The organism is Xanthomonas sp. NCPPB 4037 (genome assembly GCF_041475695.2).
Lineage (GTDB): Bacteria > Pseudomonadota > Gammaproteobacteria > Xanthomonadales > Xanthomonadaceae > Xanthomonas > Xanthomonas campestris.
In genome coordinates, this window is the sequence record NZ_CM191261.1 from 4,481,561 (window position 1) to 4,508,500 (window position 26,940).

General features: G+C 64.5%; 20 protein-coding genes. 13 read left to right on the forward strand and 7 right to left on the reverse strand.

Features of this window, described 5'->3' with window-relative positions:
• Positions 1-32 precede the first annotated feature (32 nt).
• A complete protein-coding gene (locus ACCQ01_RS19670) occupies positions 33-2,819 on the reverse strand; it encodes a TonB-dependent receptor plug domain-containing protein (RefSeq protein WP_228433984.1) in 2,787 nt (928 codons plus the stop codon).
• A gap of 369 nt (positions 2,820-3,188) precedes the next feature.
• Between ACCQ01_RS19670 and xopX the strand changes: the two genes are divergently transcribed.
• Positions 3,189-5,462 carry a XopX family type III secretion system effector gene (xopX, locus tag ACCQ01_RS19675; RefSeq protein ID WP_228433973.1) on the forward strand — a complete coding sequence of 758 codons (2,274 nt, stop codon included), beginning with the start codon at positions 3,189-3,191 and terminating at the stop codon, positions 5,460-5,462.
• Positions 5,463-5,763: 301 nt separating this feature from the next.
• On the opposite strand, the gene groL is transcribed toward xopX, so the two are convergent.
• Positions 5,764-7,404, reverse strand: coding sequence for a chaperonin GroEL (gene groL, locus ACCQ01_RS19680; protein ID WP_011035771.1), 1,641 nt, complete (start codon positions 7,402-7,404; stop codon positions 5,764-5,766).
• Between the two features lie 145 nt (positions 7,405-7,549).
• Positions 7,550-7,837: a co-chaperone GroES gene (locus ACCQ01_RS19685; protein WP_003483210.1), complete on the reverse strand. Its 288-nt coding sequence runs from the start codon at positions 7,835-7,837 to the stop codon at positions 7,550-7,552.
• Between the two features lie 272 nt (positions 7,838-8,109).
• Between ACCQ01_RS19685 and ACCQ01_RS19690 the strand changes: the two genes are divergently transcribed.
• The 3 genes from ACCQ01_RS19690 (at position 8,110) to ACCQ01_RS19700 (ending at position 13,146) form a co-directional block, all read left to right on the forward strand.
• Positions 8,110-9,900, forward strand: a complete 1,791-nt coding sequence (locus tag ACCQ01_RS19690) for an endonuclease (protein WP_228433974.1) — start codon at positions 8,110-8,112, stop codon at positions 9,898-9,900.
• Positions 9,901-10,501: 601 nt separating this feature from the next.
• The gene (gene cutA, locus ACCQ01_RS19695) at positions 10,502-10,834 is read left to right on the forward strand and encodes a divalent-cation tolerance protein CutA (RefSeq protein ID WP_228433975.1); all 333 of its coding nucleotides are present in this window, start codon (positions 10,502-10,504) and stop codon (positions 10,832-10,834) included.
• Between the two features lie 5 nt (positions 10,835-10,839).
• A complete protein-coding gene (locus tag ACCQ01_RS19700; RefSeq protein WP_228433976.1) occupies positions 10,840-13,146 on the forward strand; it encodes a protein-disulfide reductase DsbD family protein in 2,307 nt (768 codons plus the stop codon).
• A 1,071-nt stretch (positions 13,147-14,217) separates the two neighbouring features.
• On the opposite strand, the gene ACCQ01_RS19705 is transcribed toward ACCQ01_RS19700, so the two are convergent.
• Positions 14,218-14,493, reverse strand: a complete 276-nt coding sequence (locus ACCQ01_RS19705) for a helix-turn-helix domain-containing protein (protein ID WP_228433977.1) — start codon at positions 14,491-14,493, stop codon at positions 14,218-14,220.
• 83 nt (positions 14,494-14,576) lie between these two features.
• Here ACCQ01_RS19705 and ACCQ01_RS19710 point away from each other — a divergent pair, with 83 nt between their 5' ends.
• The 8 genes from ACCQ01_RS19710 (at position 14,577) to accC (ending at position 23,464) form a co-directional block, all read left to right on the forward strand.
• Positions 14,577-15,575 carry an AAA family ATPase gene (locus ACCQ01_RS19710; RefSeq protein ID WP_228433978.1) on the forward strand — a complete coding sequence of 333 codons (999 nt, stop codon included), beginning with the start codon at positions 14,577-14,579 and terminating at the stop codon, positions 15,573-15,575.
• Between the two features lie 159 nt (positions 15,576-15,734).
• Entirely contained in the window at positions 15,735-18,122 is a 2,388-nt protein-coding gene (locus ACCQ01_RS19715; protein WP_228433979.1) for a S8 family peptidase, read from the forward strand.
• Positions 18,123-18,402: 280 nt separating this feature from the next.
• Positions 18,403-19,505, forward strand: a protein-coding gene (locus tag ACCQ01_RS19720; protein ID WP_372358826.1) for an IS3 family transposase whose coding sequence is annotated in 2 segments (ribosomal slippage) — positions 18,403-18,661 and positions 18,661-19,505 — 1,104 coding nt in all. Because the reading frame shifts where the segments join, the coding sequence is not laid out codon by codon here.
• A 95-nt stretch (positions 19,506-19,600) separates the two neighbouring features.
• A protein-coding gene (locus ACCQ01_RS19725) for an IS5 family transposase (RefSeq protein ID WP_372358827.1) occupies positions 19,601-20,399 on the forward strand; the annotation gives its coding sequence in 2 pieces (ribosomal slippage) (positions 19,601-19,872 and positions 19,871-20,399; 801 coding nt in all).
• Between the two features lie 244 nt (positions 20,400-20,643).
• Positions 20,644-21,090 carry a type II 3-dehydroquinate dehydratase gene (gene aroQ, locus ACCQ01_RS19730; RefSeq protein WP_011035767.1) on the forward strand — a complete coding sequence of 149 codons (447 nt, stop codon included), beginning with the start codon at positions 20,644-20,646 and terminating at the stop codon, positions 21,088-21,090.
• Between the two features lie 79 nt (positions 21,091-21,169).
• Positions 21,170-21,652, forward strand: coding sequence for an acetyl-CoA carboxylase biotin carboxyl carrier protein (accB, locus tag ACCQ01_RS19735; protein ID WP_228434249.1), 483 nt, complete (start codon positions 21,170-21,172; stop codon positions 21,650-21,652).
• 77 nt (positions 21,653-21,729) lie between these two features.
• Complete coding sequence (locus tag ACCQ01_RS19740; protein ID WP_372358828.1) at positions 21,730-22,107, forward strand: four helix bundle protein; 378 nt, start codon at positions 21,730-21,732, stop codon at positions 22,105-22,107.
• A complete protein-coding gene (gene accC, locus ACCQ01_RS19745) occupies positions 22,097-23,464 on the forward strand; it encodes an acetyl-CoA carboxylase biotin carboxylase subunit (protein WP_014509173.1) in 1,368 nt (455 codons plus the stop codon). The genes ACCQ01_RS19740 and accC overlap by 11 nt, the downstream gene beginning before the upstream one ends.
• A 336-nt stretch (positions 23,465-23,800) precedes the next feature.
• Here the strand turns inward: accC and ACCQ01_RS19750 are convergent, their stop codons facing one another.
• Both ACCQ01_RS19750 and ACCQ01_RS19755 read right to left on the reverse strand, forming a co-directional pair.
• Complete coding sequence (locus ACCQ01_RS19750) at positions 23,801-24,166, reverse strand: hypothetical protein (protein ID WP_011035763.1); 366 nt, start codon at positions 24,164-24,166, stop codon at positions 23,801-23,803.
• Positions 24,163-25,083 carry a hypothetical protein gene (locus ACCQ01_RS19755; protein WP_228434251.1) on the reverse strand — a complete coding sequence of 307 codons (921 nt, stop codon included), beginning with the start codon at positions 25,081-25,083 and terminating at the stop codon, positions 24,163-24,165. The genes ACCQ01_RS19750 and ACCQ01_RS19755 overlap by 4 nt, the downstream gene beginning before the upstream one ends.
• 408 nt (positions 25,084-25,491) lie before the next feature.
• Between ACCQ01_RS19755 and prmA the strand changes: the two genes are divergently transcribed.
• On the forward strand, positions 25,492-26,412 hold the full coding sequence (gene prmA, locus ACCQ01_RS19760; RefSeq protein ID WP_228434252.1) for a 50S ribosomal protein L11 methyltransferase: 921 nt from the start codon (positions 25,492-25,494) through the stop codon (positions 26,410-26,412).
• Position 26,413: 1 nt separating this feature from the next.
• On the opposite strand, the gene ACCQ01_RS19765 is transcribed toward prmA, so the two are convergent.
• Positions 26,414-26,908, reverse strand: a complete 495-nt coding sequence (locus ACCQ01_RS19765; protein ID WP_228434253.1) for a hypothetical protein — start codon at positions 26,906-26,908, stop codon at positions 26,414-26,416.
• Positions 26,909-26,940 lie beyond the last annotated feature (32 nt).

The window sequence follows — 26,940 nt, forward strand, 5'->3', positions numbered from 1 at the left end:
TACCGTGACGTGCGATGCGGCACCACCTTCACTCAGAACGTAAACACATACTCCGCCGCCACTTCGCGGCCGATCGGGTTGAACAGCGTGGTGTTGTAGAACCCGTAGCCGTAGAAGCGCTCCTTGTTCTCGTAACCCACCTCGTTGAACACATTGTTGACGTAGAAGTTGACCTTGGCGTGGTCGGTGATTTTGTAGCCGGTGCTCAGGTTCCAGTAGATCGCCGGGCCCACGCGGCCAAAGTAGCGCTTGCTGGTCTCGCCCAGATGCACGTTGGCGGTATCGGTCACCAGGCATTCGTCGGCGGCGCTGGGCTGGTAGCCGTCGTCGAAGCGTGCGCAGGTGCCCCAGTTGACCGCACGCATCGAACCGAGCCGGCGGAAATACACCGTCCAGTCCCAGGCGCCGCCGTTGTCCCAATGCACGCTGCCACGCACGCGGCTGCGCACGCGTTCGTCGCGGCGGTTCTCATCGCTGTCGGTGCGGTAGATCTGTTCGCGGTAGGCGATCAGCGTGTTGTAGTCCAGCGACAACTGGAAGTTGCCCCAGCCGGCGGTGCTCAGGCGATATTTCAACGACGCATCGATGCCGGAGGTTTCCATCTGCGCCAGATTGATCGGGCCGCGCTCGATGCTGGCGATGGTGCCGTCGGCATTGCGCAGCACGCGCGAGGTGATGGTGTCGCAATAGCCTGCCCCGCCTGGATTGTTCCAGGCGCCACCGCTGACGGTGGTGCCGGTGCGGCAGCCGGCTTCGGCCGACAGGATCTCGTCGCGATCAAGATCCTTGATCATTTCCTCCAATTGGATGCGGTAGTAATCCACGCTCAACGACAGGCCTTGCGCGATATCCCACACCACGCCGCCGGTGAACGAACGCCCGGTTTCCGAGCGCAGATCCGGCGTGCCGCGGCGGTTTACATCCACGGTGTAGTAGATGTTGCTGTTCTCGTCGTTGCAGCTGCCGGTCAGATACGCGCCGGAGGAAATGCAGCGGTATTGGTCGATCACCGTCTGGTTGGTGGAGCTGGGTTCGCCGAGCACGTAATGCATGTCCGGTGCGCGGAAGCTGGTGGCCAGCGTGCTGCGAAAGAGCAGGCTATCGATGGGCCGCCACTCCAGGCCGGCGCTCCAGGTGGTGTCGCTCTGCGTGCCGACTTCGGTCTGCACCGCCGAGGAGCGGTAATTGCCATAGCGGTCGTACCGGCCGGCGATGTTGGCGCTCAGCGTGGACAATAGCGGGATCTGCAATTCCAGCCCGGCCGAACTGCGCAGGCGTTCGCCGCCGCCGCTGTCGACCACGTCCACCGGGTAACACGCGTTGGCGCACGGGTCAGGCGACAGTTGGTAGCCCTGCTTGGCCACTTCGGCCACGGTGGCAAAGCGGATCGGCCCGGCCCAGCCCTGGAACAGATCGCCACTGAGACTGAAAGCGGCCTGATTCACCCACGAATAGGCCGAGTTGTGCGACTTCACCACCAACGAATCGTAATGCTCCGAAGACAGCGGCGCGTACCAGCGCGCGGTGTTGACGGCATAGATGGCGCTGCCATCGGCGGCGGTGCCCAACGGGCTGCCGAGGAAATAGTCGGTGGCGCGCGCGGTGTCCACGGTGCGCACGTATTCGTCCACGGTGTAGCGCGAGCGGCCCACGCTCAGTTCCCAGTCGAAACGGTCGGCCCACAGGCCGCGCAGGCCGGCGCTGAGGTCCCAGGATTGTTCCTTGTTGTAGTTGGCCAGGCGGTCCCAGCCACCTGCTTCGCGGCGCGTCATCTGGCGGATCGCATACAACGAGCGGCCGGTGTCGGCATCCTGGAACGGGCCCAGATACGCGTACGGCGGGTCGTAGGTCCAGCGGCCGATGCTGCGGTTGGCCGAGAACGTGGCCCAGGCTTCGGTGTGCTCGCCGAAGCGCCAGGTGCCGTAGAGATACGCCGAATAATCTTCGCTGCCGGTGACCAGGCCCCAGTCCGCGTAATCGCGCGCCATGCCGCAATAATCGCCGGCGTTGGTGAGCGCGCCGGTGTTCTGGTTGTAGCTCAGCCGCGAGGCATCGACGAATTCGCCACCGAAGCGCGCGCAGGTGCCCGCTGGCGGCGCCAGGCGTTCGTTGGTGTTGGCATCGACCAGGCTCAGGCCGGTGAACGGGTTGAACCCGTAAAGGCGGTTTTGCCCGGTCCAGTTGGAATAGGACATGTCGTCCGAATCGTCCATCTGTGCACGGTCGCGTCCACTCAGTGGGTCGCGCCGGGTCGCCTGCAGCGCGTAGGTCAGGCTCCAGTTTTCGCCGGTGCGGCCACCGGCCCAGGACACATCGAAACTGTCGCGGCCGCCCTCGGTGGCGGTGCCGCCGCGCAGGCGCACCTGGTCGCCCTGGTAATCGCGCTTGAGGATCACGTTGACCACGCCGGCCACGGCATCGGAGCCGTAAATTGCCGAAGCGCCGCCGGTGAGGATCTCGATGCGCTCCACCGCGGCGGAGGGAATATTGCTGTAGTTGGAGAAGTTGCTTTCGCCGCCGTAGGGCAGTGGGTAGTCGGCCACGCGACGGCCGTTGACCAGCAGCAGCGTGCGCCCCGGGCCGAGGTCGCGCAGATTGATCGGCGAGGCATTGGGCGTGTGCGAGCCCCACTGCGTGTCGGCTTCCACCGAGCCTTGCTGGTTCATGCTGTTGAGCACGTCGTAGACAGTGGCGAAGCCTTCCTGCTGGATCTGTTGCGCGGAAATGGTGACCACCGGCTGCGCACCTTCCACCTGGGCCCGCTTGATGCGCGAGCCGGTGACAACGACTTCGCCAAGGTCTGTGGTTTGTTGCGCCATCGCCGGTGAAGTGCCATAGAGCGCGGTCACGGTGCAGAACGCGAGAAGAGCCCGTTGGTAACGGTGCATGCTGGAGTCCCCGATGCAGGCTGAGAAAAGAGACGTCGTCGATCACGGCATCCTCAGTGCGCGCATGGCCCCCTGCCTCACGTGCCGAACAAAACTGCTATGCAGCGACAGCGCTGTCAACTCGACACCGGGCAGATGTATCGACCTCGCGTGATTGACTGAGCAGATATTCAAGCGAGCCGCTGCTCGATTCTGCTTTCAGTGCAACATTTCGCACTTGCCGCATGGTGTGGCTGCGCCTGTTCCGATCATGGCGCGCGGGACTGTCGTCCTGCCCCCCTTCCCCGAAGGTACTACGCTATGAGGATCCAACCGCGGCAAATCGAAGAATCGTCATCCCCAAGCGCTACATCACACGAGCAGACGCACGCTGACACCGGCGTGGCGAGAGAGACATCTGCATCACCGCCACAGACACCGGTTGCGGCGCCCTTGGCGGCCCTGTCTCCCCGTCGACGCGCAAGCAGCTCCGCTCCCGCCACTGCAAGTCACGCAACCGTGACAGAGGCATCCTCCAACGAAACGGCGTCTGTGGCCACGCCGGCACCCTCGACCGAAACAGGACTGCTCGCGCGCGCGCGCTCAGCACTGGCAACCGGCACGCAGCAGGCGGTGACGGGCCTGTCGCAAGCGGCCCACGGCCTATGGTCGATCTCCGATTTACGCAGCATGCTGGAGCCCCAGGCGCACGATCCTGCATTCCTGCAGATGGTGCGTCAGCTCGATCAAGAGCAGGCCGCGCCCCATAGCCTGGCGCGTTTGAGCGCAGCCATCACGCAGCTACGCGGGGCCATTTCAAACCCTGAAAACGGACTGGAAGAGCGCTTCCGTAACGCGTTCTTGAGCGACATCAAAGCGGTCGAAGACGCACTGCATCCGCTGGAGCACGGAACGCCGGCAACCGGTCGTGCGCTGAAGGCACTGCTCAACCTGGCAAATGCCTGGCCACTGCTCGTGCCAAGCCCGTTCATGGCGAATCAGGCCAAGACGTTTGCGTATTCGCTTGCGCTCGCCGCCAGGGGTGTGTTGATGCTGTCGGCATCCGCACTACGCCCTACCGCCGATGGCCTTCCCATCCCGATCGTTGGCGGCGGGCAGTTCGGACGCGACGCCAACGAGCTGCATCTGTATGCCTACCTGCTTAATGGTTTGTTCCTGCCATTCGAAATCACCAAGAAGGCCGGCAACGAGGCTATGCGACATCAAGCCGAAGCAGTGGAAAACAACATGGGGTTTGGCGCAGCCGCCGCAACGGCCTGCGCGGCGATCATGGTCACCCCCTTTCTCTGGAGCAGCATTAGCGCCTTGGGCAATCGCGCGCGCGACCAGGCGTCGCGGTTGCGCGTGAGCGCTGCGCACCAACTGGGCTTCACCGACTACGCGCAGCGAACGCGCGCCGGCATGACCCCCGGCCAGATCAGCGCGGAACTACGCACGCAGCTCGACCAGATCGCAGCCGCGCTGCTCAACGGCCGGGATGCATTTCAACAGGTGCGCCGAGACTTCACCGGCCCGGGCCAGGGGCATGAACTCACCCGCACGCTCAATGCCCAGTGCACCCAACTGCTGGAAACGCTCGATCGTTGCAGCCAGCGCCTGAGCACTGCGCTACAGCACGGCCAGGGCCGGTCTGAGTCGATTCCACGGCAGCTATCCAACGACGACGTTGCCTCCAAATTGTCGTTGGCCTTGCTGGGTACCGCGGTGACCGGTTCGGTGATTTACCTGATTCAGCCGGACCGGATCGGGACGGTGGATTCGCTGGCAGATACCGCAGTCGTGACGACGGTGATGTTGCAGTCGGCTTTCAACAAGAATGCGAACCGGCAGGACACGATGGAGCGCTTCAAGGCCATGTGCGGCGGCAGCATGGTCATTGCCATGGCACTTACGGCTGAGAAACTTGCCAAGACCTTCGCCGACCGGAGCCTGATCGAAGCGTCGTCCGCCTCGCCCTACTATGCGGGTGCAGTCATGTCACTGATGGCGATGACGATGCCGGGTCCGGTCGCCAACGCCACCGAGTCGGCGATGAACTGGGGTGGACGGCAGATCGGCCGGTTGTTCACCGGACCCGACGGCACGCAGCTCGCAACCACCATTGCTTCCACGCCGGAGGAGCTGCAGGAGACGACGCATCGCACGTTGCAGTATCTGCTGCAGCTGTCGCCGCAGCACTTGCAGGCTTACGAGGAGCAGGTCGCTCCAGACGCCGCGCTGCAGGCGATGCAGGACGCCAGCGCCGCGGCGCGGCCGAGCACCAGCGGCGTCACCATCACTGAGATCGAGGAGGATGGCAGCGTCACCGTGCCCATCGCAGCAACATCGGACAACAGTCCGCCACAACTGTCGACCAGCGCCGAGGCAACAGCGCCGACCACCGCCGCGTTGGAAGCTTCTACGCAGACAATCCCGCTGCAGACGCTGCGGGGTGCCGACGCTGTGGCGCTCGCGCAGCCCACTGTCGGCGAGAGCGAAAAAGACAGCGATGTTGCCGAGCCCAGCGCACCGACAGTACTCGACGATGCGCACAGTGATGACGCAACAGCCGGCCGTCCTTCGACGTTGCATTGATGCTGCAAGACAGGCGCGCGCAACTGCGCGCCAATGATCCAGGCCCCGTCTCGCGGCGGGGCTTGCTTGGATCCAAAGCCGCGGCGATGAGATGGCACGCCGTGGATGTCCTGGCGCGTGCGGTGTCCTTCAAGACTGCGGTGCTCACCACGGCTCCGTTGCAAGCAGAAGCGTGCGCCGCTCGTCGCGCAGCGTCCTGCAACCGGCACGACGATGCACAGCGCGCTGCATAAAAAAAGCCCCGCATCGCTGCGGGGCTCCTTTTGACTACGGTGTTGCGTGTCGGCTTGCGCCGGCTGGATCAGAAATCCATGCCGCCCATGCCGCCCATGCCACCGCCGGCCGGCATCGCGGGCTCGTCCTTCTTCGGTGCATCGGCCACCATGGCTTCGGTGGTGATCATCAGGCCGGCGATCGAAGCTGCGTTCTGCAGCGCCGAACGGGTGACCTTGGTCGGGTCCAGGATGCCGAACTCGACCATGTCGCCGAACTCGCCGTTGGCTGCGTTGTAGCCGTAGTTGCCGGTGCCTTCCTTGACCTTGTTCAAGATCACGGACGGCTCTTCGCCGGCGTTGGCCACGATTTCGCGCAGCGGGGCTTCCATGGCGCGCAGGGCGATCTGGATGCCGTGGGTCTGGTCTTCGTTGGCACCGGTCAGGTTGCCGACGGCCACCAGCGCACGCACCAGGGCCACACCGCCGCCCGGGACAACGCCTTCTTCAACGGCTGCACGGGTGGCGTGCAGGGCGTCTTCGACGCGTGCCTTCTTTTCCTTCATTTCGATTTCGGTCGATGCGCCGACCTTGATCACTGCAACGCCGCCGGCCAGCTTGGCCACGCGTTCCTGCAGCTTCTCACGGTCGTAATCGGACGAGGTGTCTTCGATCTGGGTCTTGATCTGGCCAACGCGGGCTTCGATCGTGGCCGAATCGCCGGCGCCGTCGATGATGGTGGTGTTCTCCTTGGAGACCTGCACCTTCTTCGCGCGGCCGAGATCCTTGATCGTGGCCTTTTCCAGGGCCAGACCCACTTCCTCGGAGATCACGGTGCCGCCGGTCAGCACGGCCATGTCTTCCAGCATCGCCTTGCGACGGTCGCCGAAGCCCGGTGCCTTGACGGCCACGACCTTGACGATGCCGCGGATGGTGTTGACCACCAGCGTCGCCAGGGCTTCGCCCTCGACTTCTTCAGCGACGATCAGCAGCGGCTTGCCGGCCTTGGCCACGCCTTCCAGCACGGGCAGCAGGTCACGCACGTTGGAGATCTTCTTGTCGTGCAGCAGGATGAACGGGTCGTCCAGATCGGCCGACTGGCTCTGCTGGTTGTTGATGAAGTACGGGGAGAGGTAGCCGCGATCGAACTGCATGCCCTCGACCACGTCCAGCTCGTTTTCCAGGCCCGAGCCTTCTTCAACGGTGATCACGCCTTCCTTGCCGACCTTCTGCATCGCTTCGGCAATGATGTTGCCGATCGATTCGTCCGAGTTGGCCGAGATGGTGCCGACCTGGGCAATCGCCTTGTCGTCGGTGGTGGGCTTGGAGATGTTCTTCAGCTCGATGACGGCGGCCTTGACGGCCTGGTCGATACCGCGCTTCAGATCCATCGGGTTCATGCCGGCGGCCACAGCCTTGGCGCCTTCGCGGATCAGGGCCTGGGCCAGCACGGTGGCGGTGGTGGTGCCGTCGCCAGCGTTGTCGTTGGTCTTGGAAGCAACTTCCTTGACCATCTGCGCGCCCATGTTCTCGAACTTGTCAGCCAGTTCGATTTCCTTGGCGACGGAGACGCCGTCCTTGGTGATGGTCGGCGCGCCGAAGCTCTTCTCGAGCACGACGTTGCGGCCCTTCGGGCCCAGGGTTGCCTTCACGGCATTGGCGAGAACGTTGACGCCACGCACCATACGGGTACGCGCATCTTCACCGAAACGAATGTCTTTAGCAGCCATTAGTTGAAACTCCGGAAATTGGGAATGGGGAATGGGGAATCGGTCAATCAAAGGTGGATATCGGGGCTGGGTGGGATGGCGAGGGCGTTGGCTGCTCTACCGATTCCCGATTCCCTACTCCCGATTCCCAGCGCATAGCGCCTGATCAGCCGATGACCGCCAGGATGTCGTCTTCGCGCAGCACCTTGTACTCGACGCCTTCGGACTTGTAGCTGCTGCCGGCGTACTGGCCGTAGATGACCTTGTCGCCAACCTTGACCACCGGCGCGCGCAGGCTGCCGTTGTCCAGGGGCTTGCCGGCGCCGATGGCGACGACTTCACCCTTGGTGGACTTTTCCTTGGCGGAGTCCGGGATCACGATGCCGCCGGCGGAAACTTCGTCGGCTTCGATCGGCTTGACTACAACGCGGTCGTGAAGCGGCTTGATGCTCATAGAGAAAGACCCTCTTAAGTGATTGATTGGTCTGGAAATTATCGGCGATGTTAGCACTCGCATGTGACGACTGCCAGCACAGCGCGCGGAAAAAACCCGACGAAGCGGGTGCGGGCCAGAGATTGTGCTGGGCGCGCGGCTTTCAAGGGCCAGGCGCAAAATTTTTTCGCTGGCGCACCCATGCGCGGTGACGAAATGGAACCAGGTACCAACGATTGTCATGCGTTGGTTCTACAGTCGGGACCGCATTCCCCGATCACAAGGAGCTGTCGATGAGGTTGCCGTCCCGAGTTGTGTCCCTGCGCTGTGCGCTCCCCCTGGCCTGCGCCGTGGCGCTGGCCGTTCCCTCCGCGCACGCGGCGGTGTTCATCAACGAACTGCACTACGACGACGCGGGCGCCTCCGGCGACAGCGGCGAAGGCGTGGAAGTGGTGGCCACCGCCGGCGAGTCGCTGAGCGGCTATCGCATCTATCTCTACAACGGCAGCGCGCCCAGCGCGGCGGTGAGCTACGCCAACACGGCGGTACCGGCCAGCAGCGTGGTCAGCTGCGGCAGCCAGGTGCGCATCGCCACGGTCAGCTACGCCAGCAACGGCGTGCAGAACGGCCCCAACGACGGCGTGGCACTGGTGGACCCGAGCGGGCAACTGGTGCAGTTCCTCAGCTACGAAGGCGCCATCACCGGCAGCGGTGGCCCGGCCGCAGGCGTCACCAGCCAGAACCTGCCGGTGAGCGAGAGCAACAGCAGCGCGGTCGGCAGCTCGCTGCAATTGACCGGCACCGGCAGCAGCGCGGCCAACTTCAGCTGGGCCGGTTCGTCGGCGCAGACCTTCGGCGCCTGCAACCGCGGCCAGACCTTCAACGGCAGTGGCGGTGGCGGCACCACCGGCGCACCCACCATCACCAGCACCACGCCCACCCAGGGCGCCACCGGTTTCCCGGCGGCGGGCGACCTGGCCGTGGGATTCAGCGAGGCGGTCACGTTGAGCAGCGGCGCGTTCGCGCTGAGCTGCGCCAGCTCCGGCACGGTGGCGCTGAGCTACCCGACGACTGGCACCCGCTTCACCCTGTCCACCAACACCGCCCTGGTCGGCGGCGAACGCTGCACCCTGGCCATCACCGCCAGCGCCATCCGCGACGCCAGCGGGCTGAGCCCGGCCGGCAATCAGTCGATCGCCTTCACCGTAGCCACCGCCAGCGGCGGCGGCACCGGCTACTACTCGCGGGTGAACACCACCAGCCCCAGCCAGCTGCGCTGCTCGCTCAACGCCACCATCCGCGGCCACACGGTCTACCCCTACAGCGGCACCGGCACCAGCACCTGGACCATCCTGGAGATGGCCGACGAGGACCCCAACAACAGCGGGCGGATCCTGGACGCCTACCGCAACCGCAGCTACGCCAAGGTCAGTGACCGGGCCGGCACCGGCAGCGGGCTCACCTACAACCGCGAGCACACCTGGCCCAACTCGCTGGGTTTCGGCAGCGCCACCGGCGACCGCGGCCTGCCGTACGCGCCCTACACCGATACCCACATGCTGTATCTCACCGACACCACCTTCAATGCCGACCGCGGCAACAAGCCCTATGCCGCCTGCACCAGCAGCTGCGGCGAGCGGGTGACCGAGGTCAACGACGGCAGCGGCGGTGGCAGCGGGCGCTACCCGGGCAATTCCAACTGGGTGCGCACACCGGACGGCAATGGCGGCACCTTCGAGGTGTGGGGCCGGCGCAAGGGCGACATGGCGCGCGCGGTGATGTACATGGCGATCCGCTATGAAGGCGGCGCTGACGCGGCCACCGGGCAGTCCGAGCCGGACCTGGAGCTCACCGACGATCGCAGCCGGATCGTGCAGACCTCGGCCTCGCCGGCCTACATGGGCCTGCTGTCCACGCTGCTGGCCTGGCACCAGGCCGACCCGCCGGACGACGCCGAGCGCGCTCGCAACCAGGTGGTTTTCAGCTTCCAGGGCAACCGCAACCCGTTTGTGGATCACCCGGAATGGGCCACCTCCAGCCTGTTCACCTCAGCCAAGCCGGCCAGCTGCCAGCTGGCCAACTGATCCATCCCGCCCCGGCGCGCACTGCGTCGGGCCGGGGTGGTGTGCGCCCGGCGGCCGGGGTTCCGCCGGGCGCGCATCACTGGAACAGCGGCGGCGGCGTGCCTGGCGTGGCGCCGGTTGGGGTTACGTCGCCGGTTCGAAGTGCAGTGGTGTTTTTGCTGGGCGACGCAGCCCGCTTTGTCATCGTTTGTTGAGCACAGCGGCGGCGGCCAGGTCTTCGGCACACCAAAGCACGCATCCATCCAAACGCAATCTCCCTCGACGGTCTGACCAAAAGGGCCAGGCCTCGCCAGCAGCGCAACGCCCTGCTTCGGCAGATGACCGAATGTATGCGCCGCCTGAGTTGCGCCCTAGCCGGCATTGCCGCGCTGACCATCGGGCCGACAATGCCCTGGCGTCCGATGAAGCATCGATCCCGGTTGCCCAGCCAGGACCCCAGGTCGTGTGCCCCCGGCCCCACATCGCCCCGCTCCACTACCGACCTGCCAACGCCCGGGCGTCCCCATGCTGAATCAAGCCCCCGATCGCCCACGAAGCCGCGGCGCCGTGCCGGAAGACGCGGTCGATCCCCCGCAATTGGGGGATTACACTGCCGTGTCTGATGAGCGCCTCCTCCCTCCATTTGTTGTTCAGCACCTGCCCGGATGCCCAAAGCGCCGATCGCATCGCGCGGGCACTGCTGGAGGAACGGCTGGCCGCCTGCGTCACCCAACTGCCCGGCGCACGTTCGCTGTACCACTGGAACGGGGCCATCGAGGAATCCACCGAAGTGCAGTTGCTGATCAAGACCTGGGAAGACCGCCTGCCTGACGCCATCGCGCGGCTGCACGCGTTGCATCCCTACGACGTGCCCGAAGCCATTGCCGTACAGGCCAGCGCCGGCCTGCCGGCCTATCTGGACTGGGTGCGTGCCGAAACCCGCAAGGAATCCTGACGTTCATGAAGTCCCTGTCCCGCTGGATCGCCCGCTGCGCCGTACTGGTCGCGCCCCTGTTCGTCGCCTTGCCGCTGCTGCTGACCGCGCCAGCGGCGCAGGCGGTTACCGAGGCAGACCTGTTGCCGGTGGACCAGGCCTTCGCACTGAGCGCCAAGGCTGACGGGCGTGACCGCATCGCGCTGACCTGGAAGATCGCCCCGGGTTACTACCTGTACCGGCATCGCATCAGCGTCAAATCCGGCCAGGGCTTCACTGCCGGTGCGCTGGATCTGCCTGAAGGCGAGAGCAAGCACGACGAATTCTTCGGCCAGGTGCAGACCTACCGCACCGCGCTGCAGGCCAGCCTGGCCGGCAAGGCCGCGCCCGGTCAGCGCAGCGCGATCCTGCAGGTGCAATACCAGGGCTGCGCCGATGCTGGCGTGTGCTACCCGCCGCAACGCCGCGAACTGCGCGTGGACCTGCCCGACGCGCCAACCGCCGCTCCGCCGCGCGAAAGCCTGGGCGCGCTGGTGCCACGCGGCCCCAGTGGCGCACGGCTGTTCGGCGCGCCCGGCCAGACCGCTGGCGTAGACGCCCTGCCGCTGCCGGCCGACCAGGCCTTCAACTTCGAGGCGATCGTCGGCGACGGCAACAGCCTGCTGCTGCGTTTCACCCCGGCCCCCGGCTACTACCTCTACCGCGACCGCACCTCGCTGTCGCTGGAAGGCACCAGCGACATTCGCACCGGCCTGCCGCGGTGGCCGCAGGGCCGCACCCACCGCGACGAGCACTTCGGCGATGTGGTGGTGTATTTCGACCAGGCCGAAGTCACCCTGCCGCTGCTGCGCGACCGCCCCGATCCGGCCCGCGTGACGCTGGTGGCCACCTTCCAGGGCTGCCAGTCCGACGGCATCTGCTACCCGCCGATGACCCGGCGCGTGCGCCTGGACCTGCCGGCCGGCATGGTGTCGCCGCACAACCAGGCCACTGCCACGCCGCTGCTGATCTCGCCGCTGTCGGCCGGTGAAGTGGCCGCCGAGCGCGCCGCGCCACCGGCGCCTGCGGATGCCGCACCTGGCCCCGATGCGACGGCCGGCAACCCGGAGCGCAGCCGCCCACCGCACCTGGAGCGCAACCTGCTTGCCATCCTGCTGCTGGCGCTGGCCGGCGGCCTGGTATTGAACCTGATGCCCTGCGTGCTGCCGATCCTGTCGCTGAAGGTGCTGGGCCTGGCCCACAGCGGCGAGAGCCGCAACCACGCGCGCAGCCACGCCATCTGGTATTCGCTGGGCGTGCTGGTGTCCTTCGCTGCGATCGGCGGGCTGGTGATCGGCCTGCGCGCTGCCGGCCAGGCGGCCGGCTGGGGCTTCCAGCTGCAGCAGCCGTGGTTCGTGGCCGCGCTGGCCTACCTGATGTTCGCGGTGGGCCTGAGCCTGTCGGGCGTGTTCACGCTGGGCAGCAACCTGGGCGGCATCGGCCAATCGCTGGCCGCGCGCAATGGGCCGCTGGGCGACTTCTTCACCGGCGTGCTGGCCTGCGTGGTCGCCAGCCCGTGTATTGCACCGTTCATGGGCACCGCGCTGGCGTATGCGTTCACCGCGCCGGCACCGCTGGCGATGCTGGTATTCCTGACCCTGGGCCTGGGCCTGGCGCTGCCGTTCCTGCTGATCGGCTTCATCCCCTCGCTGGCGCGGCGGCTGCCCACGCCCGGCGCCTGGATGGAGACGCTCAAGCAGGTGCTGGCCTTCCCGATGTACCTCACCGCGATCTGGCTGCTGTGGGTGCTGGGCAAGCAGCGTGGCGTGGATGCGCTGGCGCTGATGCTGGTCGGCGCCACCTTGCTGGCGCTGGGCCTGTGGTGGTTCGAGCGCAGCCGCTGGAACAGCCATCGCCTGGGCATGGGCCTGGCCGCGGCGATGCTGGTGCTGGCGATCGTGCCGGTGGTGGCGGTCACCCGCCTCAGCCTGCCACGCGCCACCGCCGCCGAAGGCAGCGTCACCTACACCCCCGAGTTGCTGGACCGCCTGCGCGCAGACAACCGCGTGGTGTTCGTCAACATGACCGCCGACTGGTGCGTGACCTGCAAGGCCAACGAAAAGAACGTGCTGAGCAGCACCGACTTCCGCGACGCGCTGCGCCGCGTGGATGCGGTCTACATGAAAGGCGATTGGACCAACGTCGACCCGAAGATCAGCGCCTTTCTCGACCAGCACCAGGCGGTTGGCGTGCCGCTGTACGTGGTCTACGGCCCCGGCGCCCCGCCAGCGGTGCTGCCCACCGTGCTCACCGGCGCCATCACCGAAGACGCGCTGCTGCGCGCAGCGCGCTGAGGCCTCGGCCAAGCAGTCCTGACTGCTGCGGCGCGCGGCGTGGCACGTTTCCGGTGACCGGCTGAGTGTCATCGCGTCATTGCGTGTGGGCGGCCGCTAAATTACGGCGCGGTCTGCCAGGCCACTGCGGTCGGCCACGCGCTTGAAAACTCGGCACCTGCATTGCTGCCACTGCGCAGTAATTTGCGCGCTGAGCAATGCGCTGCTGCGCGCAGCGCGCTCAGGCTTCAAGCCAAACGCACTGCAACCAACGCGCTCGCACGGGGCGCACCCTGGAGGGCCATCGCTTCGTGCGCCTGGGCCATCCATAAGTGGCAGCCGCACTCTGTGGCGCACGCTGGTCGCAACGGGTTTGCTTCTCCCGCCCTGACGTGTGCTGCCATCGGGTCGCGAAACGCTGCCCCAGCGCGCTCGCACTGCGCGTGTTTGGAGGTCATCGCTTCAGCGCCCGGGCTGCCAAGAGCTGCCAATGCGGTCTGTGGCGCCAATTCGGTCGACAACGCACCCGAGCACCCCACACGTGCGCTGCTGCCATCGGGTGGCAATCTGCGCGTATTCGCACGGTTCGCCGACACGGAAGACTGGATACTCCAGGTGCGGTCTCGGTGCAGCGCCTGAGGCCACATGCGCGTAGCGAACTGCAACGCGCCCGCTCCAGCACGCTATGCACCAGCGCTACCTGCGCGGCACAGCCTGTGCGGCTCAGCATAGTTGGTGGTGATGGGGCCGCCAGTGGCCGCTCCACGGCATTGCTGTCGAAGAGCTAGCCCCCTGGCCTTAGGCATTCGTCTGCTCGGCGATCTCTAGCGAGTCGTAGACCTCGATGCTTAGGTATCGCACGGCGCTTTCTAGCTTCGTATGCCGCAGCAGTGGTCGCGCCCAAGTTAGCTTCCGACCTAGATCGGGCAATGAACTGCACGTAGTAGCCGCTTTTATGAATGCCCGCCATTAGCCCAAATCCGACAATGCGAGCATTCTAGGAGCTGCAGTCTGCGGGACTGTATTAGTCATGCTTCAACAAGTGGTGTTCCCATCTCACGCTGTGCGAGGAGGTCGGGGCTTTGACCTGCACTAAAGCTTTTCGACCCTCTCCAACGTCTCGGCAGCGCGTCGGACAAGGATCAAAGCTTTTTGCACTGCAGATGTCTGGCCGCCCTGCATCTGATTGGCCACCGCTTGCAGGCAATAGTTGAGGACGCTGGTTGGAGCGCCGATCTTCTCGCTCTCATAGCGGGACAGGCTGGATTTGTTCACGCCCAGCTTTATCGCGAAAGCAGCTTGAGTGTCTCCACCCCTGGCTACCTTCAAGAGCTCCGCCTGTGATGTCGGGAACTGCGATTCATTCATGTTGCAACTATGGCATTATGTTGCAATAATTGCACTAACAAGATTTGCGCTATTGCCCGGTACCATCCGGGTCAGGAGAAAACATGGCTCGTGCTGACCAACTTAAGGCTTTGCTCCGCGCATATGCCGGGGAGGAAGACGCCCAGTTCGCCGCAATCGCGTTGCAGATGGCGGCGGATGAGGCGCAGAAGGGCCATGTCCGCTTGGCTGCTGATTTGAAGGCGCTCGTAGAAGAGGCGCAGGCTCGCCAACATAGTCGAGTGGAGGCGCGCCCAGGCCCGGTGCCCATGGCCCAACCGAAGGGCGAGTTGGCCGAGCTGCTGACTGTCAGGTACCCCCGTCACTACCTCGCCGAGATGGTGGTTACACCCGGCGTTGAGAGCCGATTGAATCGTGTACTCAAGGAGCAGCGCTCACACGAAAAGTTGAGCCGGCACGGTCTTTTCCCGCGCCGCAAACTGCTGCTGGTGGGGCCGCCGGGAACCGGCAAGACCTTGACGGCCAGCGTTCTGGCCACCGAACTGCGGCTGCCGCTGTTCGTTGCCCGATTCGACACGCTCATTACCAAGTTCATGGGCGAAAGTGCGTCCAAGCTCAGGTTGGTCTTTGAGGCGCTGAAAGCCACTCGGGGCGTCTATCTCTTCGATGAGTTCGATTCGCTTGGCCTGCAGCGCGGTGTCCAGCACGATGTGGCTGAGATGCGCCGAACGCTTAACATGTTCTTGCAGCTGATTGAGCAGGACGCTTCGGACAGCCTCATCATTGCGGCCACAAACCATGGTGAGTCGCTTGACTCTGCGCTGTTCCGTCGTTTCGACGACGTCATTCGATATGGGACGCCCGATGACGCCCAGATTGAGCAACTGCTTAGGAACAGCTTGGCTTTGCTTGAGAACCCGAACATGGACTACGCCCCGCTCGTCCAGGCGGCAGTAGGCCTTTCCCACGCAGATATTGCCAGGGCTTGCCAAGACTCCATGAAGGACGCGGTGTTGGAGCAGTCCCCAAAGGTGAGCCCTGACAGTGTGTTGCTGCACCTGCGGGAACGTTCTGCTAGTCTAAATTCACTCAAGTCAAGCTAAGGATATGCTGGCGAGGCCTATCCAAGGGGGTAGGCTATGGCAGAACCAAAGATCCACCTGACGATTGCCGATTCAACGGAGCCTCGCGACTTCAGGTCGATGCAGTCCGGCCCTAGGCCCAAGGCAGTGCCTAGAGACAGAATTCCCCATGGGCAACGATTGCTGGCCGAGCTTCAGCAACTCCGCCTCAGGGCCCAAGGCATCGCGGCACGACGCCAAGCGCTTGAGTTGGAGCCCCGAGTTGGTCTGACGATCGCAATCAAGATCTCACCGAGCGGGGTGTTCGACCCAAAAGGTGTGGAATGGGTGCGCGACGGAACCGAGGTTCTGAACGTCAAGCCAGGGCAGGACTTCGATCTGGTCGTAGTCCACGTACCCGAAGGGAAACTGACAGCGTTCGAGACGCGAATTCAAGAGTACCTTCAAGGGGCAAGCGCGCCAAAGCCTAAGCATGCCCAGCTTGTAAACGCCATTGAGAGTTTCAGAAGCGGCGCGTTCGATGAACTTTGGACGGAAGCTTCCGACCCACCTCCTCCGGCACAAGCTCAGTGGTTTCAGCTCTGGCTGCGAATTGGCGATAGGTCACCACTGGAGGCCCGGCAGGCTTTTGAAGATGCTTCAAAGCCGTTTGGAATTCAACTAGAAGAAGGCTACGTTCCTTTCCCTGGTCGAATCGTCGTGGTAGCCCTTGCTACTAGGGAGCAGCTTGAGCAAGCAGTTGAACTGCTGGATATGGTGGCCGAGATTCGAGGGACGCAACCTACCGCTGAGTTCTTCCTGGCGGACCTGAAGCCGGCAGAGCAAGCGGAGTGGGTGCGCAATCTCGAAGAGCGCATTGAAGATCACTCTCACGAAGGCTCGGCCTACGTGACACTCTTGGATACCGGCGTAGCGCAGGGACATCCATTGATTCAAAGGAGTCTGCTGCCGGCGGACATGTTTGCGGCAAACGCTGCTTGGCCCGTGGCGGACATTGAGGGACATAGCACAGAGATGGCAGGCCTCATCCTGCACGGGAATCTGACCCACCCGCTGGCGTCAGGTGACAAGTACCCACTGCACCATCGTCTGGAGTCTGTAAGGATCCTCCCGCCAGTCGGCAGCACGCGCCCCCATCTTTATGGATGGATCACAAGTCTGGCTACAGGCGCGGTGGAAGCGGCAAACCCTGGCCGCAGGCGCTCATACGCCATGATGACTACGGCAACGGGAGCTACGACTGGATCGCCATCAGAGTGGTCAGCCACGCTTGATCGCTTGAGCTTCGGCAGCTCGGGAACTCTAGAGCGGCCGCAAGGTGAGCAGCGCCGGCGTCTGTTCGTTCTCTCCGGCGGGAACATCGGCTGGCCCCAATGGCAACGCTACCCAAACATAAACACGCTGACCACGATGGAGAGTCCAGCTCAGGCATGGAATGCACTTACGATAGGCGCCTACACCGAGTTGACAGACATTGATGCCTCAAAGTGGCCTTCACTGAAATGCATTGCCGCAGACGGAGGCCTCGCTCCCAGTTCATCCACGAGTATGTTATGGAACCGCGCCTGGCCACTAAAACCGGATGTTGTCGCGGAGGGCGGCAACGGCGCGCTAGACGCGCATGGTCCGATTGCCGGTCCAGACAGCGTTCGTCTGCTGACTACTCACCATGACATGGCAACTTCCGTGCTCACTCATACAGGGGATACCAGTGCTGCTGCAGCCGAAGCTGCGAGAGTCTGTGCGCTAATCGCGACTAGGTATCCAGACTACTGGCCCGAGACGATTCGTGGACTGCTGATTCATGGCGCTCGATACACGGATGAGATGCTCAAACTTCTTCCGGCCCACCCTGGTGCCGACGACAAAATTGGACTGCTGCGGCGTATGGGACACGGGGCAGTCCGAGCCACCAACGCGTTGAATTCCACCGCGCAGCGGCCCACGCTGATCTTGCAGGAGACGATCGTTCCTTATCGCAAGGATCAAGGGTCTGTGAAGCTTAACAAGGTCAATATGCATCTGCTTCCATGGCCAGAAGAAGAGCTGAGAGCCTTGGGTGCGACTCAGGTAAAGATGCGTGTGACGCTCTCATACTTCATTGATCCGAATCCGAGTCAGCGGGGCTGGCAGTCCAAATTCCGCTATCAGTCCCACGGGCTGAGGTTTGCGGTGAAAGCTGCGACGGAAACGCACGAAGAGTTCGGGCAGCGAATCAACAAAAACGAGCGTTTGGATGCAGCGGGTGACGATGGTATCGAGGCGATGCCGGATCCAGATAGCAGCAAATGGTTCTTCGGAAGCAAGGTCCGAGCACGCGGATCAGTCCACTCTGACGTCTGGACCGGCACAGGCGCCGAGCTGGCAAACAAGTCTCACCTTGCGGTCTACCCAGTAGGCGGTCCGTGGAAGGACTGGAGTCAGGCGCAGCGCCATGGCATCGAGGTCCGGTATTGCCTCATCGTCTCTTTGGAGGTTGCCGAAGGTATCGAGGTAGACATCTATACGCCCATCCAGATAAAGATCGGCGTGCCGGTGGTTGTAGAGATCGATGTGGCTGGGGGCTAAGAACAGCCTCGCTTATGGCGAAGGGCTCTAGGCATGCGGTCTTTGACTGCAAGCCCGCCGTACCATTTGGTAACCGATCCACATTGAAAAGATGCCCGCACGAGTCTTTCGCGATTTGGCGCTCAAGGCCGGCTTTGAACGAAGCATGCCCCCGTCTGGCCGATAGCAGGCCCAGCGACGCTGGGGACTGTCTACAGCACCTTGGGCGACTCCGACGTCCCCCCAATTTTGAGTAGTGCCTCAGTTTGGAGTCCAATTCCCTACCCCGAGGAGATTGGACGTGAAGAAGCGTTTTTCCGAAGAACAGATCATCGGCTTCCTGCGCGAAGCCGAAAGCGGCGTCGCCATCAAGGACCTGTGCCGGCGGCATGGCTTCAGCGAGGCCTCGTACTACCTGTGGCGCAGCAAGTTCGGTGGGATGAGCGTGCCCGATGCCAAGCGGCTCAAGGACCTCGAGTCCGAGAACGCGCGGCTGAAGAAGTTGCTGGCCGAGCAGCTGTTCGAGAACGACCTGATCAAGGATGCGCTGCGAAAAAAGTGGTAAGCGCACCGGCGCGTCGTACGCTGGTGCGCGAGTGGATCGGGCGCGGTGCCAGCGAGCGTCGTGCCTTGGCAGCGATCGGCATGAGCGCCAGTGCGCTGCGCTATTGCCCGCGCGAAGACCGCAATGGCGAACTGCGCGAGCGCATTGTTGCGCTGGCGCATCGCCATCGTCGCTATGGCGTGGGGATGATCTATCTCAAATTGCGGCAAGAAGGACGCATCGTGAACTACAAACGCGTGGAGCGGTTGTACCGCGAACAGCAGCTACAGGTCCGACGGCGCAAGCGCAAAAAAGTGCCAATAGGCGAGCGTCAGCCGCTGCTGCGGCCATCGCAGGCCAACCAGGTGTGGTCGATGGACTTTGTGTTCGACCGCACTGCCGAAGGGCGGGTGATCAAGTGTCTGGTGATCGTGGACGATGCAACCCACGAAGCGGTCGCCATCGACGTGGAGCGCGCGATCTCGGGCCACGGCGTTGCGCGCGTGCTGGACCGACTGGCGCACAGTCGCGGTTTGCCGAAGGTGATCCGCACTGACAATGGCAAGGAGTTTTGCGGTAAGGCGATGGTCGCCTGGGCGCATGCCCGTGATGTGCAACTACGGCTCATCCAGCCAGGCAAACCGAACCAGAACGCCTACGTCGAATCCTTCAACGGCCGACTGCGCGACGAATGCCTCAACGAGCACTGGTTCCCAACCCTGCTGCATGCGCGTACCGAGATCGAACGCTGGCGACGCGAATACAACGAGGAGCGACCCAAGAAGGCCATTGGCGGCATGACGCCATCTGCGTATGCCCAACAGCTGGCCAACACCGATATCATCAACCCCGGACTCTAAACCCGGCCGCTACTCAGAGCGGGGGGACGTCGCTCACAGGGTGCTCTGACTTAGAACCTGTTCACGATCTTTCCTGATCAGTGCAGACTATGCGGATGCGCCAAAAGACCTATCCGAGTGACATGAGCCGGGAGCATTTCGAACACGTCCTGCCGATCCTGGAACAAGCGCGTAAGCGCACCAAGCCACGCCGTGTGGATGTGTATGAGGTGTGGTGCGCAGTGTTGTACGTACTGCGAACCGGTTGCCAATGGCGAGCGCTCCCCAGCGACTTTCCGAAGTGGCGGACCGTGCACTCGTACTTTGCCAAGTGGAGCGAGTGCGACGATGAGGGAGTGAGCCTGCTGGAGCAGGCACTTAAAAAATCAGGTTGGCGTGGCCCGCGCCAGACAGGAGCGCAACGCCTGCACCAGGTTCTTGATCGTGGACGCGCAGAGCGTAAAGAACACGGACACAGCGGGGCAAAAGGGATATGACGCGGGCAAGAAGGTGTCGGGCATCAAGCGGCATATCGCTGTTGATACTCAGGGATTGCCCCATGCAATCGCGGTGACGACGGCGGAGGTGACCGATCGCAAAGGTGCGCTGCAGGCGTTGGAGCGCTGCCAGTCAAACTTGACGCATGTACAAAGCTTCCTGTGCGACAGCGGTTACACCGGAGTACGGTTTGCCGACGGCGTGCGAGAGATTTTAGGCGAGCAGCTCACGGTGCAGATTGCCAAGCGCAGCGAACTGCACACCTTCAAGGTCATGCCCAAGCGATGGATCGTCGAGCGTAGTTTTGCTTGGCTGGAGAAGAACCGAAGGCTATGGAAGAACTGCGAGCGCAAACTCAACACCAGCCTGCAGTTCATCCATTTGGCCTTCTTGGCACTATTACTCAGAAGATCGTGAACAGGTTCTTAGGCGCCCGGCGCCTTCGAGACCCTTGGAGTTGGTCCTAGGTAAAGACTGGCCACCATCTATGGTGGCCAGTCTCCCACCAACTATGCTGAGCCGCACACAGCCCGCCAATCCACGCCTGGCGCGGGGGCGGCGCAAGAATCAAACGATTGTTTAAAACATCGATAACTTCGCCCATCTGGACAGCATCGCCTGCATCGCGCAGACTTCCGGCCTTTCCGCTCTTCCGGATGTCATGGCCCACCTGCTGCTGTTGCACGGCCCCAACCTCAACCTGCTCGGCACCCGCGAGCCGGAGGTCTACGGGCGCACCACGCTGGCGCAGATCGATGCGGCGCTGGTGGACCGTGCGCAGGCGGCCGGGCACACGCTGGACTGCCTGCAGTCCAATGCCGAGCACGTGCTGGTGGAGCGCATCCACGCCGCGCGCGAAGACGGCACCGCCTTCATCCTGATCAACCCGGCCGCCTTCACCCACACCTCGGTGTCGCTGCGCGATGCGCTGCTGGGTGTGGGCCTGCCGTTCGTGGAAATCCATCTGTCCAACCCGCACACCCGTGAGCCGTTCCGGCACCACAGCTATCTGAGCGACAAGGCCGCCGGCGTGATCTGCGGCTTCGGCGCCGACAGCTACCGGCTGGCGCTGGAAGCGGTGATCGCGCGCCTGGAGCGCGACAGCTGACGCGCACTTCGCGCCAAACCCCACCCCATTCCGCCGACACCCGCCGGCACTCTCCACCGATTCACCTCAAGAGGCCCTTATGGATCTCCGCAAAATCAAGAAACTGATCGACCTGCTCGAAGAATCCAATCTCGCCGAAATCGAGATCAAGGAAGGCGAAGAAAGCGTGCGTCTGGCCCGCGTGCCCAAGGGCACCCAGGTGATGAGCGCCCCGATGCAGCAGTACGCGCCGGCCCCCACCGCGCCCGCACCGGCGGCCACCATGCCGATGCAGTCGCCCACCGAAGCCTCCACCGGTGGCGCCAAGCAGGGCGCCGCCTTGCCGGAAGGCCACGTGCTGCGCGCGCCGATGGTCGGCACGTTCTACACCTCGCCCTCGCCCGACAAGCCGGCCTTCGTCACCGTGGGCCAGCAGGTCAAGGCCGGCGAGACGCTGGCGATCATCGAAGCGATGAAGATGTTCAACCCGATCGAAGCCGACATCTCCGGCACCATCGTCGCCGTCCTCAGCGACACCGGCCAGCCGGTGGAGTTCGATCAGCCGCTGTTTGTGATTGGCTGAGCAGCGGAGATTGGAGAGTCGTGATTCGGGATTCGCAAGAGCGGCCGCACGAGCGCCTGACGGTATGGCGCGATGCGATGTCGCTTGTCGAAGCGATCTACCGCCTGAGCCACGACTTTCCCGATTCCGAACGCTTTGGACTGACGGCGCAGATGCGGCGCGCGGCGATCAGCGTTCCTTCCAATATCGCCGAAGGAGCTGCACGGCGCTCCACTGCCGAGTACCTGCGTTATCTATCGATGGCGCGCGGCTCGTTGGCAGAGCTGGACACGCAACTGCAGACCGCAACGCGGCTGCAGTTCGTTTCACCCGATGCGGCAATTCTCGATCTCTTGAATCGTACGTTTGCCAGGCTCAACGCATTGATCCGCACGCTGGACGAGTCGCGACATCTCCGCGAGCCCGGCGCCCTCTACGAATCCCCAATCTCGAATCCCCAATCCCATGCTCGATAAAGTCGTCATTGCCAACCGAGGTGAAATCGCGCTGCGCATCCTGCGCGCGTGCCACACGCTCGGCATCCGCACGGTCGCGGTGCACTCCACGGTCGACCGTAACCTCAAGCACGTGGCCATGGCCGACGAGTCGGTGTGTATCGGCCCGGCCGCGTCCAGCGACAGTTACCTCAACATCCCGGCGCTGATCGCCGCGGCCGAGGTCACCGACGCGCAGGCCATCCACCCCGGCTACGGGTTTCTCTCGGAAAACGCCGATTTTGCCGAGCGGGTGGAAGAATCCGGCTTCATCTTCATCGGCCCCAAGGCCGACACCATCCGCCTGATGGGCGACAAGGTCGAGGCGATCCGCGCGATGAAGGCCGCCGGCGTGCCGTGCGTGCCCGGCTCGGGCGGCCCGCTGGGCGATGAGATCGTGGCCAACACCAAGATCGCGCGCGAAATCGGCTACCCGGTGATCATCAAGGCCGCCGGTGGCGGCGGTGGACGCGGCATGCGCGTGGTGCATTCGGAGGCCGCGCTGAAGGCGGCGATCGAAACCACCAAGTCCGAAGCCAAGGCCGCTTTCAGCAACGATCAGGTCTACATGGAGAAGTTCCTGGAGAACCCACGCCATGTGGAAATCCAGGTGCTCGCCGATGGCCAGGGCAACGCCATCCATCTGGGCGAGCGCGATTGTTCGATGCAGCGCCGTCACCAGAAAGTGGTGGAAGAAGCGCCGGCACCGGGCATCACCGAAGAACTGCGCGCTGAGATCGGCAAGGTCTGCGTGGATGCGTGCATCCGCATCGGTTACCGCGGCGCGGGCACCTTCGAATTCCTGTTCGAAGGCGGCCGGTTCTACTTCATCGAAATGAACACGCGTATCCAGGTGGAACACCCGGTGACCGAGCGCATCACCGGCATCGACCTGGTGTGCGAGCAGCTGCGTATCGCTGCCGGCCACAAGCTCAGCATCAAGCAGAGCGACATCGTGCTGCGCGGGCATGCGATCGAATGCCGCATCAATGCCGAAGACCCGGAAACCTTCATGCCCAACCCGGGCCTGATCACCGCGTTCCATCCGCCGGGTGGCCCGGGCGTGCGCGTGGATACGCACATCTATGCCGGCTACAAGGTGCCGCCGAACTACGACTCGATGATCGGCAAGCTGATCGTGCACGGGCCGGACCGCGAGACCGCGATCGCGCGCATGCGCGTGGCGCTGAGCGAGATGGTGGTGGACGGCATCAAGACCAACATCCCGCTGCAGCAGCGCATCATGCGCGACAAGGGCTTCCAGGCCGGTGGGCAGAACATCCACTACCTGGAAAAGCGCCTGGCCGAGCGCAAGAACAAGTCGATCGCGCTGGTCTGATCGCAGTAGCGCTGGCCAAGAAAAAGGCGGGGAAACCCGCCTTTTCGTGTCTACGTGTGCGCCGGGAGCGTGGTGTTCAAACTGCGGGGCCGCGGCATTGCGCCGGCGTGTTATCTGGCGAACGACTTACGCGTCACGTCTGCGCGCCGAACGGTGTGACCGGCTTCATCGCATGGAGCGCATCGCGTGCGCGACCATGCGTCAGTACTGCGTGGCGAACGATCTGCGCGTCACGCCTGCGCGCCGAACTGCGTGACCGCCTTCGACGTGTGGAGCGCATCGCGTGCGCGACCATTGGCCGCTCGCACGCGCAATCGCGCACTGCACAAGCAGCACTCAACGGCGCTTTGCTGCCGGTTGCTGGCTGCCCGGCACCGGCACCGCGCCGCTGGGCGAGGATGGGTCGACCACGGTCATGGTTTCGGTGGAGCCATCCGGCCAGACCACCTGGAACGTGGCGCCGGCCGGCAGCGAGGCGAACGGCATGCCGCTGCTGGCGCGATACACCGCGGCCACCTGGCTGGCGCCGTGCTGGCGCAGCTGCGCGTCGGCACCGACAGTGATGCGCTTGACCGACAGCGGCTGGTAGCGGTGATCGGCGGTGTCGATCATCACGATGCCCACCGCTGCGGCCGAATACGCCACGAACAGTGCCACCCAGAACCAGAACTTGGCGCCGTGCGCCAACCGACGATAGTTCATGACTGTGTCTCCGACCGCGTTACGAGTGTATCGACCATCTCATCCACCTTGTCTGCTCCCTGCCGCGGCACCGCGGCATCGAATACGAACGACACGAAATCCTGTGCGCTATCGCGCGAGCAGATGCCCGCGTTGGCGCAATAACTGGTGACCAGCGTGCTTTGCGCGCTGCAATCCAGACCCAGCCTGCAGGCGGCTACCTGCCAGGCCAGCTCGGCGAACTGATCGCCCGCCACATAACCGTCCAGGCTGTCATCGCCACTGGCGCGCGCGCCCATCGCCGGCGCCAGCGCCAGATACGCTTCCGGGTCGCGCGAGGCCAGCACGCGCTGCACTAGCGCGCGCTTGTAGCCGGGCGTGGTCTGCAAGGGTTCGCCCAACGCAAGCATGGCCGCTTCCGCAGCGAGGCTGCCGGCACGCGCGGCGGCCTGACGTTGCTGGGCCACCACGCGCGGGCTCAGCCCATCGCTGGGCGCGAAGCCGGCGCAGCGCTGCGCCACACGTTCGCGTGCGGCGTGCATGGCGGCCACGCCGGGCGCGGGTTGGGTGGCGATCCAGGCACTGTCGGCCGCGTAGCCAGCCGGGCTCATCGCATAAGGAGCGCAGTAGTCGTAGACCCGGCTCAGGCGCCAACCGGCCTGTGCGTCACCGGCGCGCACTTGTTGCTGCAGCTGCTGCGCATAGCGGTAGAGGTCCTGCGGCGGCTCGCCTGCGGTGCCGCGCGCCAGCTGCAACGCAGCGCTGCGCTCGGGCACCGCGTGCGGTTTGCCGGCTGTGGGTGCGACGTGCGCAGCCGCAGTCTCCACGACGGCCGCGGGCGAGATGCCCGCTGTCTGCGGACGCGCCTGCCACCACGCCGCCGCAAGCGCGGCGGGAGCGAGCAACAGCCAGAGATGGCGGGCACGAACGAGCGGCATGGACGGCAACAGGCCTGGCGCGGGAACGTCCCGCAGCGACGGCGCGGAGTCTATCACCGGCGCTGCTGCGGGTCGGCGTTGAAGCGGGCGCTAGCGCTTTTGTGGGAATTGGGAATTGGGAATTGGGAATTGGGAATTGGGAATTGGGAGTCGGGAGTCGGGAGTCGGGAGTCGGGAGTCGGGGATCTGGGATCTGGGATTTGGGATTTGGTGATTCGTTCCATCCACATGATCGGTGCGAAGCGGGCCACACACGCAGAAGGCTGCCGTTCTCCTTCCCTCCAGCAAACACGTGCAGCCGCAGACAACGCGTTCCCAGCGCAGGCGATGGGGCGTGCTGCCGCGCGACGCGCAGGGCGCGGCGCGCGAATCGTCTACGATGCACGTTTTACCGCCGCGACCGTCCCGATGCCGTTCCTTGAATTGACCCTGCCCTGCACCCGCGCCACCCAGCCCCGTTTCGAGAACGCGCTGGAGGATGTGGGCGCCTTGGCCGTGACCATGCTCGATGCCCACGCCGGCACCATCAACGAGCGCGCCATTCTTGAGCCGGGCGTGGGTGAGGTGCGGGTGTGGGAGGAGACAGCGCTCACCGCGCTGTTCGACGGCGACAGCGACCCGCTGATGCTGCTGGCCGCGCTGGAAGCCTTCGACCCGAGCCTGGACACGCGCCATGCGACGTTTCGCAGCGTGGAAGACAGCGCCTGGGAACGGGCCTGGATCGACCAGTTCAAGCCGATGCGCTTTGGCGCGCGCACTTTCATCGTGCCGTGGAATCAGGACCTGCCCGAAGAGGCCAACACGCCCGATGCGGCGGTGGTGCGGCTGGACCCGGGCCTGGCGTTCGGCTCGGGCACCCACCAGACCACCGCGCTGTGCCTGCGCTGGCTGGATGCGCTGGCCGGCGAGGGCCAGTTGCAGGGCCGCAGCGTGCTGGATTTCGGTTGCGGCTCCGGCATCCTGGCCCTGGCCGCGCTCAAGCTCGGTGCGGCCAACGCGGTGGGCGTGGATTACGACCCACAGGCGTTGCTGGCCACGGCCGAAAATGCCGAGCGCAATGCGATGGAAACGCAGATGCAGGTGTACCTGCCGCAGGACGAACCCGTGCAGACCTACCCGGTGGTGCTGGCCAATATCCTGGCCACCGCACTGGACGCGCTGGCCGAGACCCTGGCCGCGCGCGTGGCGCCCGGCGGACGCATTGCGCTGTCGGGCATCATGCAGGGCCAGGAGCAGGACCTGGTGCAACGCTACACGCCCTGGTTCGAGCATCTGCACTGCGAATACGACGCGGAATGGGTACGCATCGACGGCGTTCGCCGCCACTGACTTACTCCGGCCGGAGTTCACCGCTGCGGATCCGCGCGGTGGTGACGGCATCCTCGACGCTGATGGCGCGCAGCTGGGTCACCGGCTGCCAGCCAGCACGCTGCAGGGCCGCGCACCGCCAGCGGCTGGCCTGCCGCACCGCAGACGCGCGCATGCCCAGCTCGACCAGACCCAGCGCCGCCCACGCCAGCAACCAGCCGCCGGCGAACGCACCGGCGAGCCACAGCCCACTCGCACTGCCCAGCACGCCTAGGCCGGCGGCCAGCAGCCGCCAATGGCGATGTCGCCATGCCCACCATCGGGGCGCCAGCGCCGGCCCCCAGTGCAGCCCGTCGATCACCGCGGTCCAGTCCTGGTCGCGGCGCCAGACCAGGTAACGGGCCGCCCCCGCAAAGCGCGCCACCGCTGGATCCAGCGGCGAATAGGCCGGCCAGGGCGTGGGCGGCACAGGTTTTGGACGCGGCGCCGCGCGCCGGCCCCACAGACGTTTGCACATGACGGCTCCTCCTTGAGTTCGCTGTGATGTCG

What these genes read in the sequence shown, in the direction of transcription:
- ACCQ01_RS19670 (WP_228433984.1), bottom strand. Translation starts at nt 2,819, where the DNA reads ATGGCGCAACAAACCACAGACCTTGGCGAAGTCGTTGTCACCGGCTCG.
- xopX (WP_228433973.1), top strand. Translation starts at nt 3,189, where the DNA reads ATGAGGATCCAACCGCGGCAAATCGAAGAATCGTCATCCCCAAGCGCT.
- groL (WP_011035771.1), bottom strand. Translation starts at nt 7,404, where the DNA reads ATGGCTGCTAAAGACATTCGTTTCGGTGAAGATGCGCGTACCCGTATG.
- ACCQ01_RS19685 (WP_003483210.1), bottom strand. Translation starts at nt 7,837, where the DNA reads ATGAGCATCAAGCCGCTTCACGACCGCGTTGTAGTCAAGCCGATCGAA.
- ACCQ01_RS19690 (WP_228433974.1), top strand. Translation starts at nt 8,110, where the DNA reads ATGAGGTTGCCGTCCCGAGTTGTGTCCCTGCGCTGTGCGCTCCCCCTG.
- cutA (WP_228433975.1), top strand. Translation starts at nt 10,502, where the DNA reads ATGAGCGCCTCCTCCCTCCATTTGTTGTTCAGCACCTGCCCGGATGCC.
- ACCQ01_RS19700 (WP_228433976.1), top strand. Translation starts at nt 10,840, where the DNA reads ATGAAGTCCCTGTCCCGCTGGATCGCCCGCTGCGCCGTACTGGTCGCG.
- ACCQ01_RS19705 (WP_228433977.1), bottom strand. Translation starts at nt 14,493, where the DNA reads ATGAATGAATCGCAGTTCCCGACATCACAGGCGGAGCTCTTGAAGGTA.
- ACCQ01_RS19710 (WP_228433978.1), top strand. Translation starts at nt 14,577, where the DNA reads ATGGCTCGTGCTGACCAACTTAAGGCTTTGCTCCGCGCATATGCCGGG.
- aroQ (WP_011035767.1), top strand. Translation starts at nt 20,644, where the DNA reads ATGGCCCACCTGCTGCTGTTGCACGGCCCCAACCTCAACCTGCTCGGC.
- accB (WP_228434249.1), top strand. Translation starts at nt 21,170, where the DNA reads ATGGATCTCCGCAAAATCAAGAAACTGATCGACCTGCTCGAAGAATCC.
- ACCQ01_RS19740 (WP_372358828.1), top strand. Translation starts at nt 21,730, where the DNA reads ATGTCGCTTGTCGAAGCGATCTACCGCCTGAGCCACGACTTTCCCGAT.
- accC (WP_014509173.1), top strand. Translation starts at nt 22,097, where the DNA reads ATGCTCGATAAAGTCGTCATTGCCAACCGAGGTGAAATCGCGCTGCGC.
- ACCQ01_RS19750 (WP_011035763.1), bottom strand. Translation starts at nt 24,166, where the DNA reads ATGAACTATCGTCGGTTGGCGCACGGCGCCAAGTTCTGGTTCTGGGTG.
- ACCQ01_RS19755 (WP_228434251.1), bottom strand. Translation starts at nt 25,083, where the DNA reads ATGCCGCTCGTTCGTGCCCGCCATCTCTGGCTGTTGCTCGCTCCCGCC.
- prmA (WP_228434252.1), top strand. Translation starts at nt 25,492, where the DNA reads ATGCCGTTCCTTGAATTGACCCTGCCCTGCACCCGCGCCACCCAGCCC.
- ACCQ01_RS19765 (WP_228434253.1), bottom strand. Translation starts at nt 26,908, where the DNA reads ATGTGCAAACGTCTGTGGGGCCGGCGCGCGGCGCCGCGTCCAAAACCT.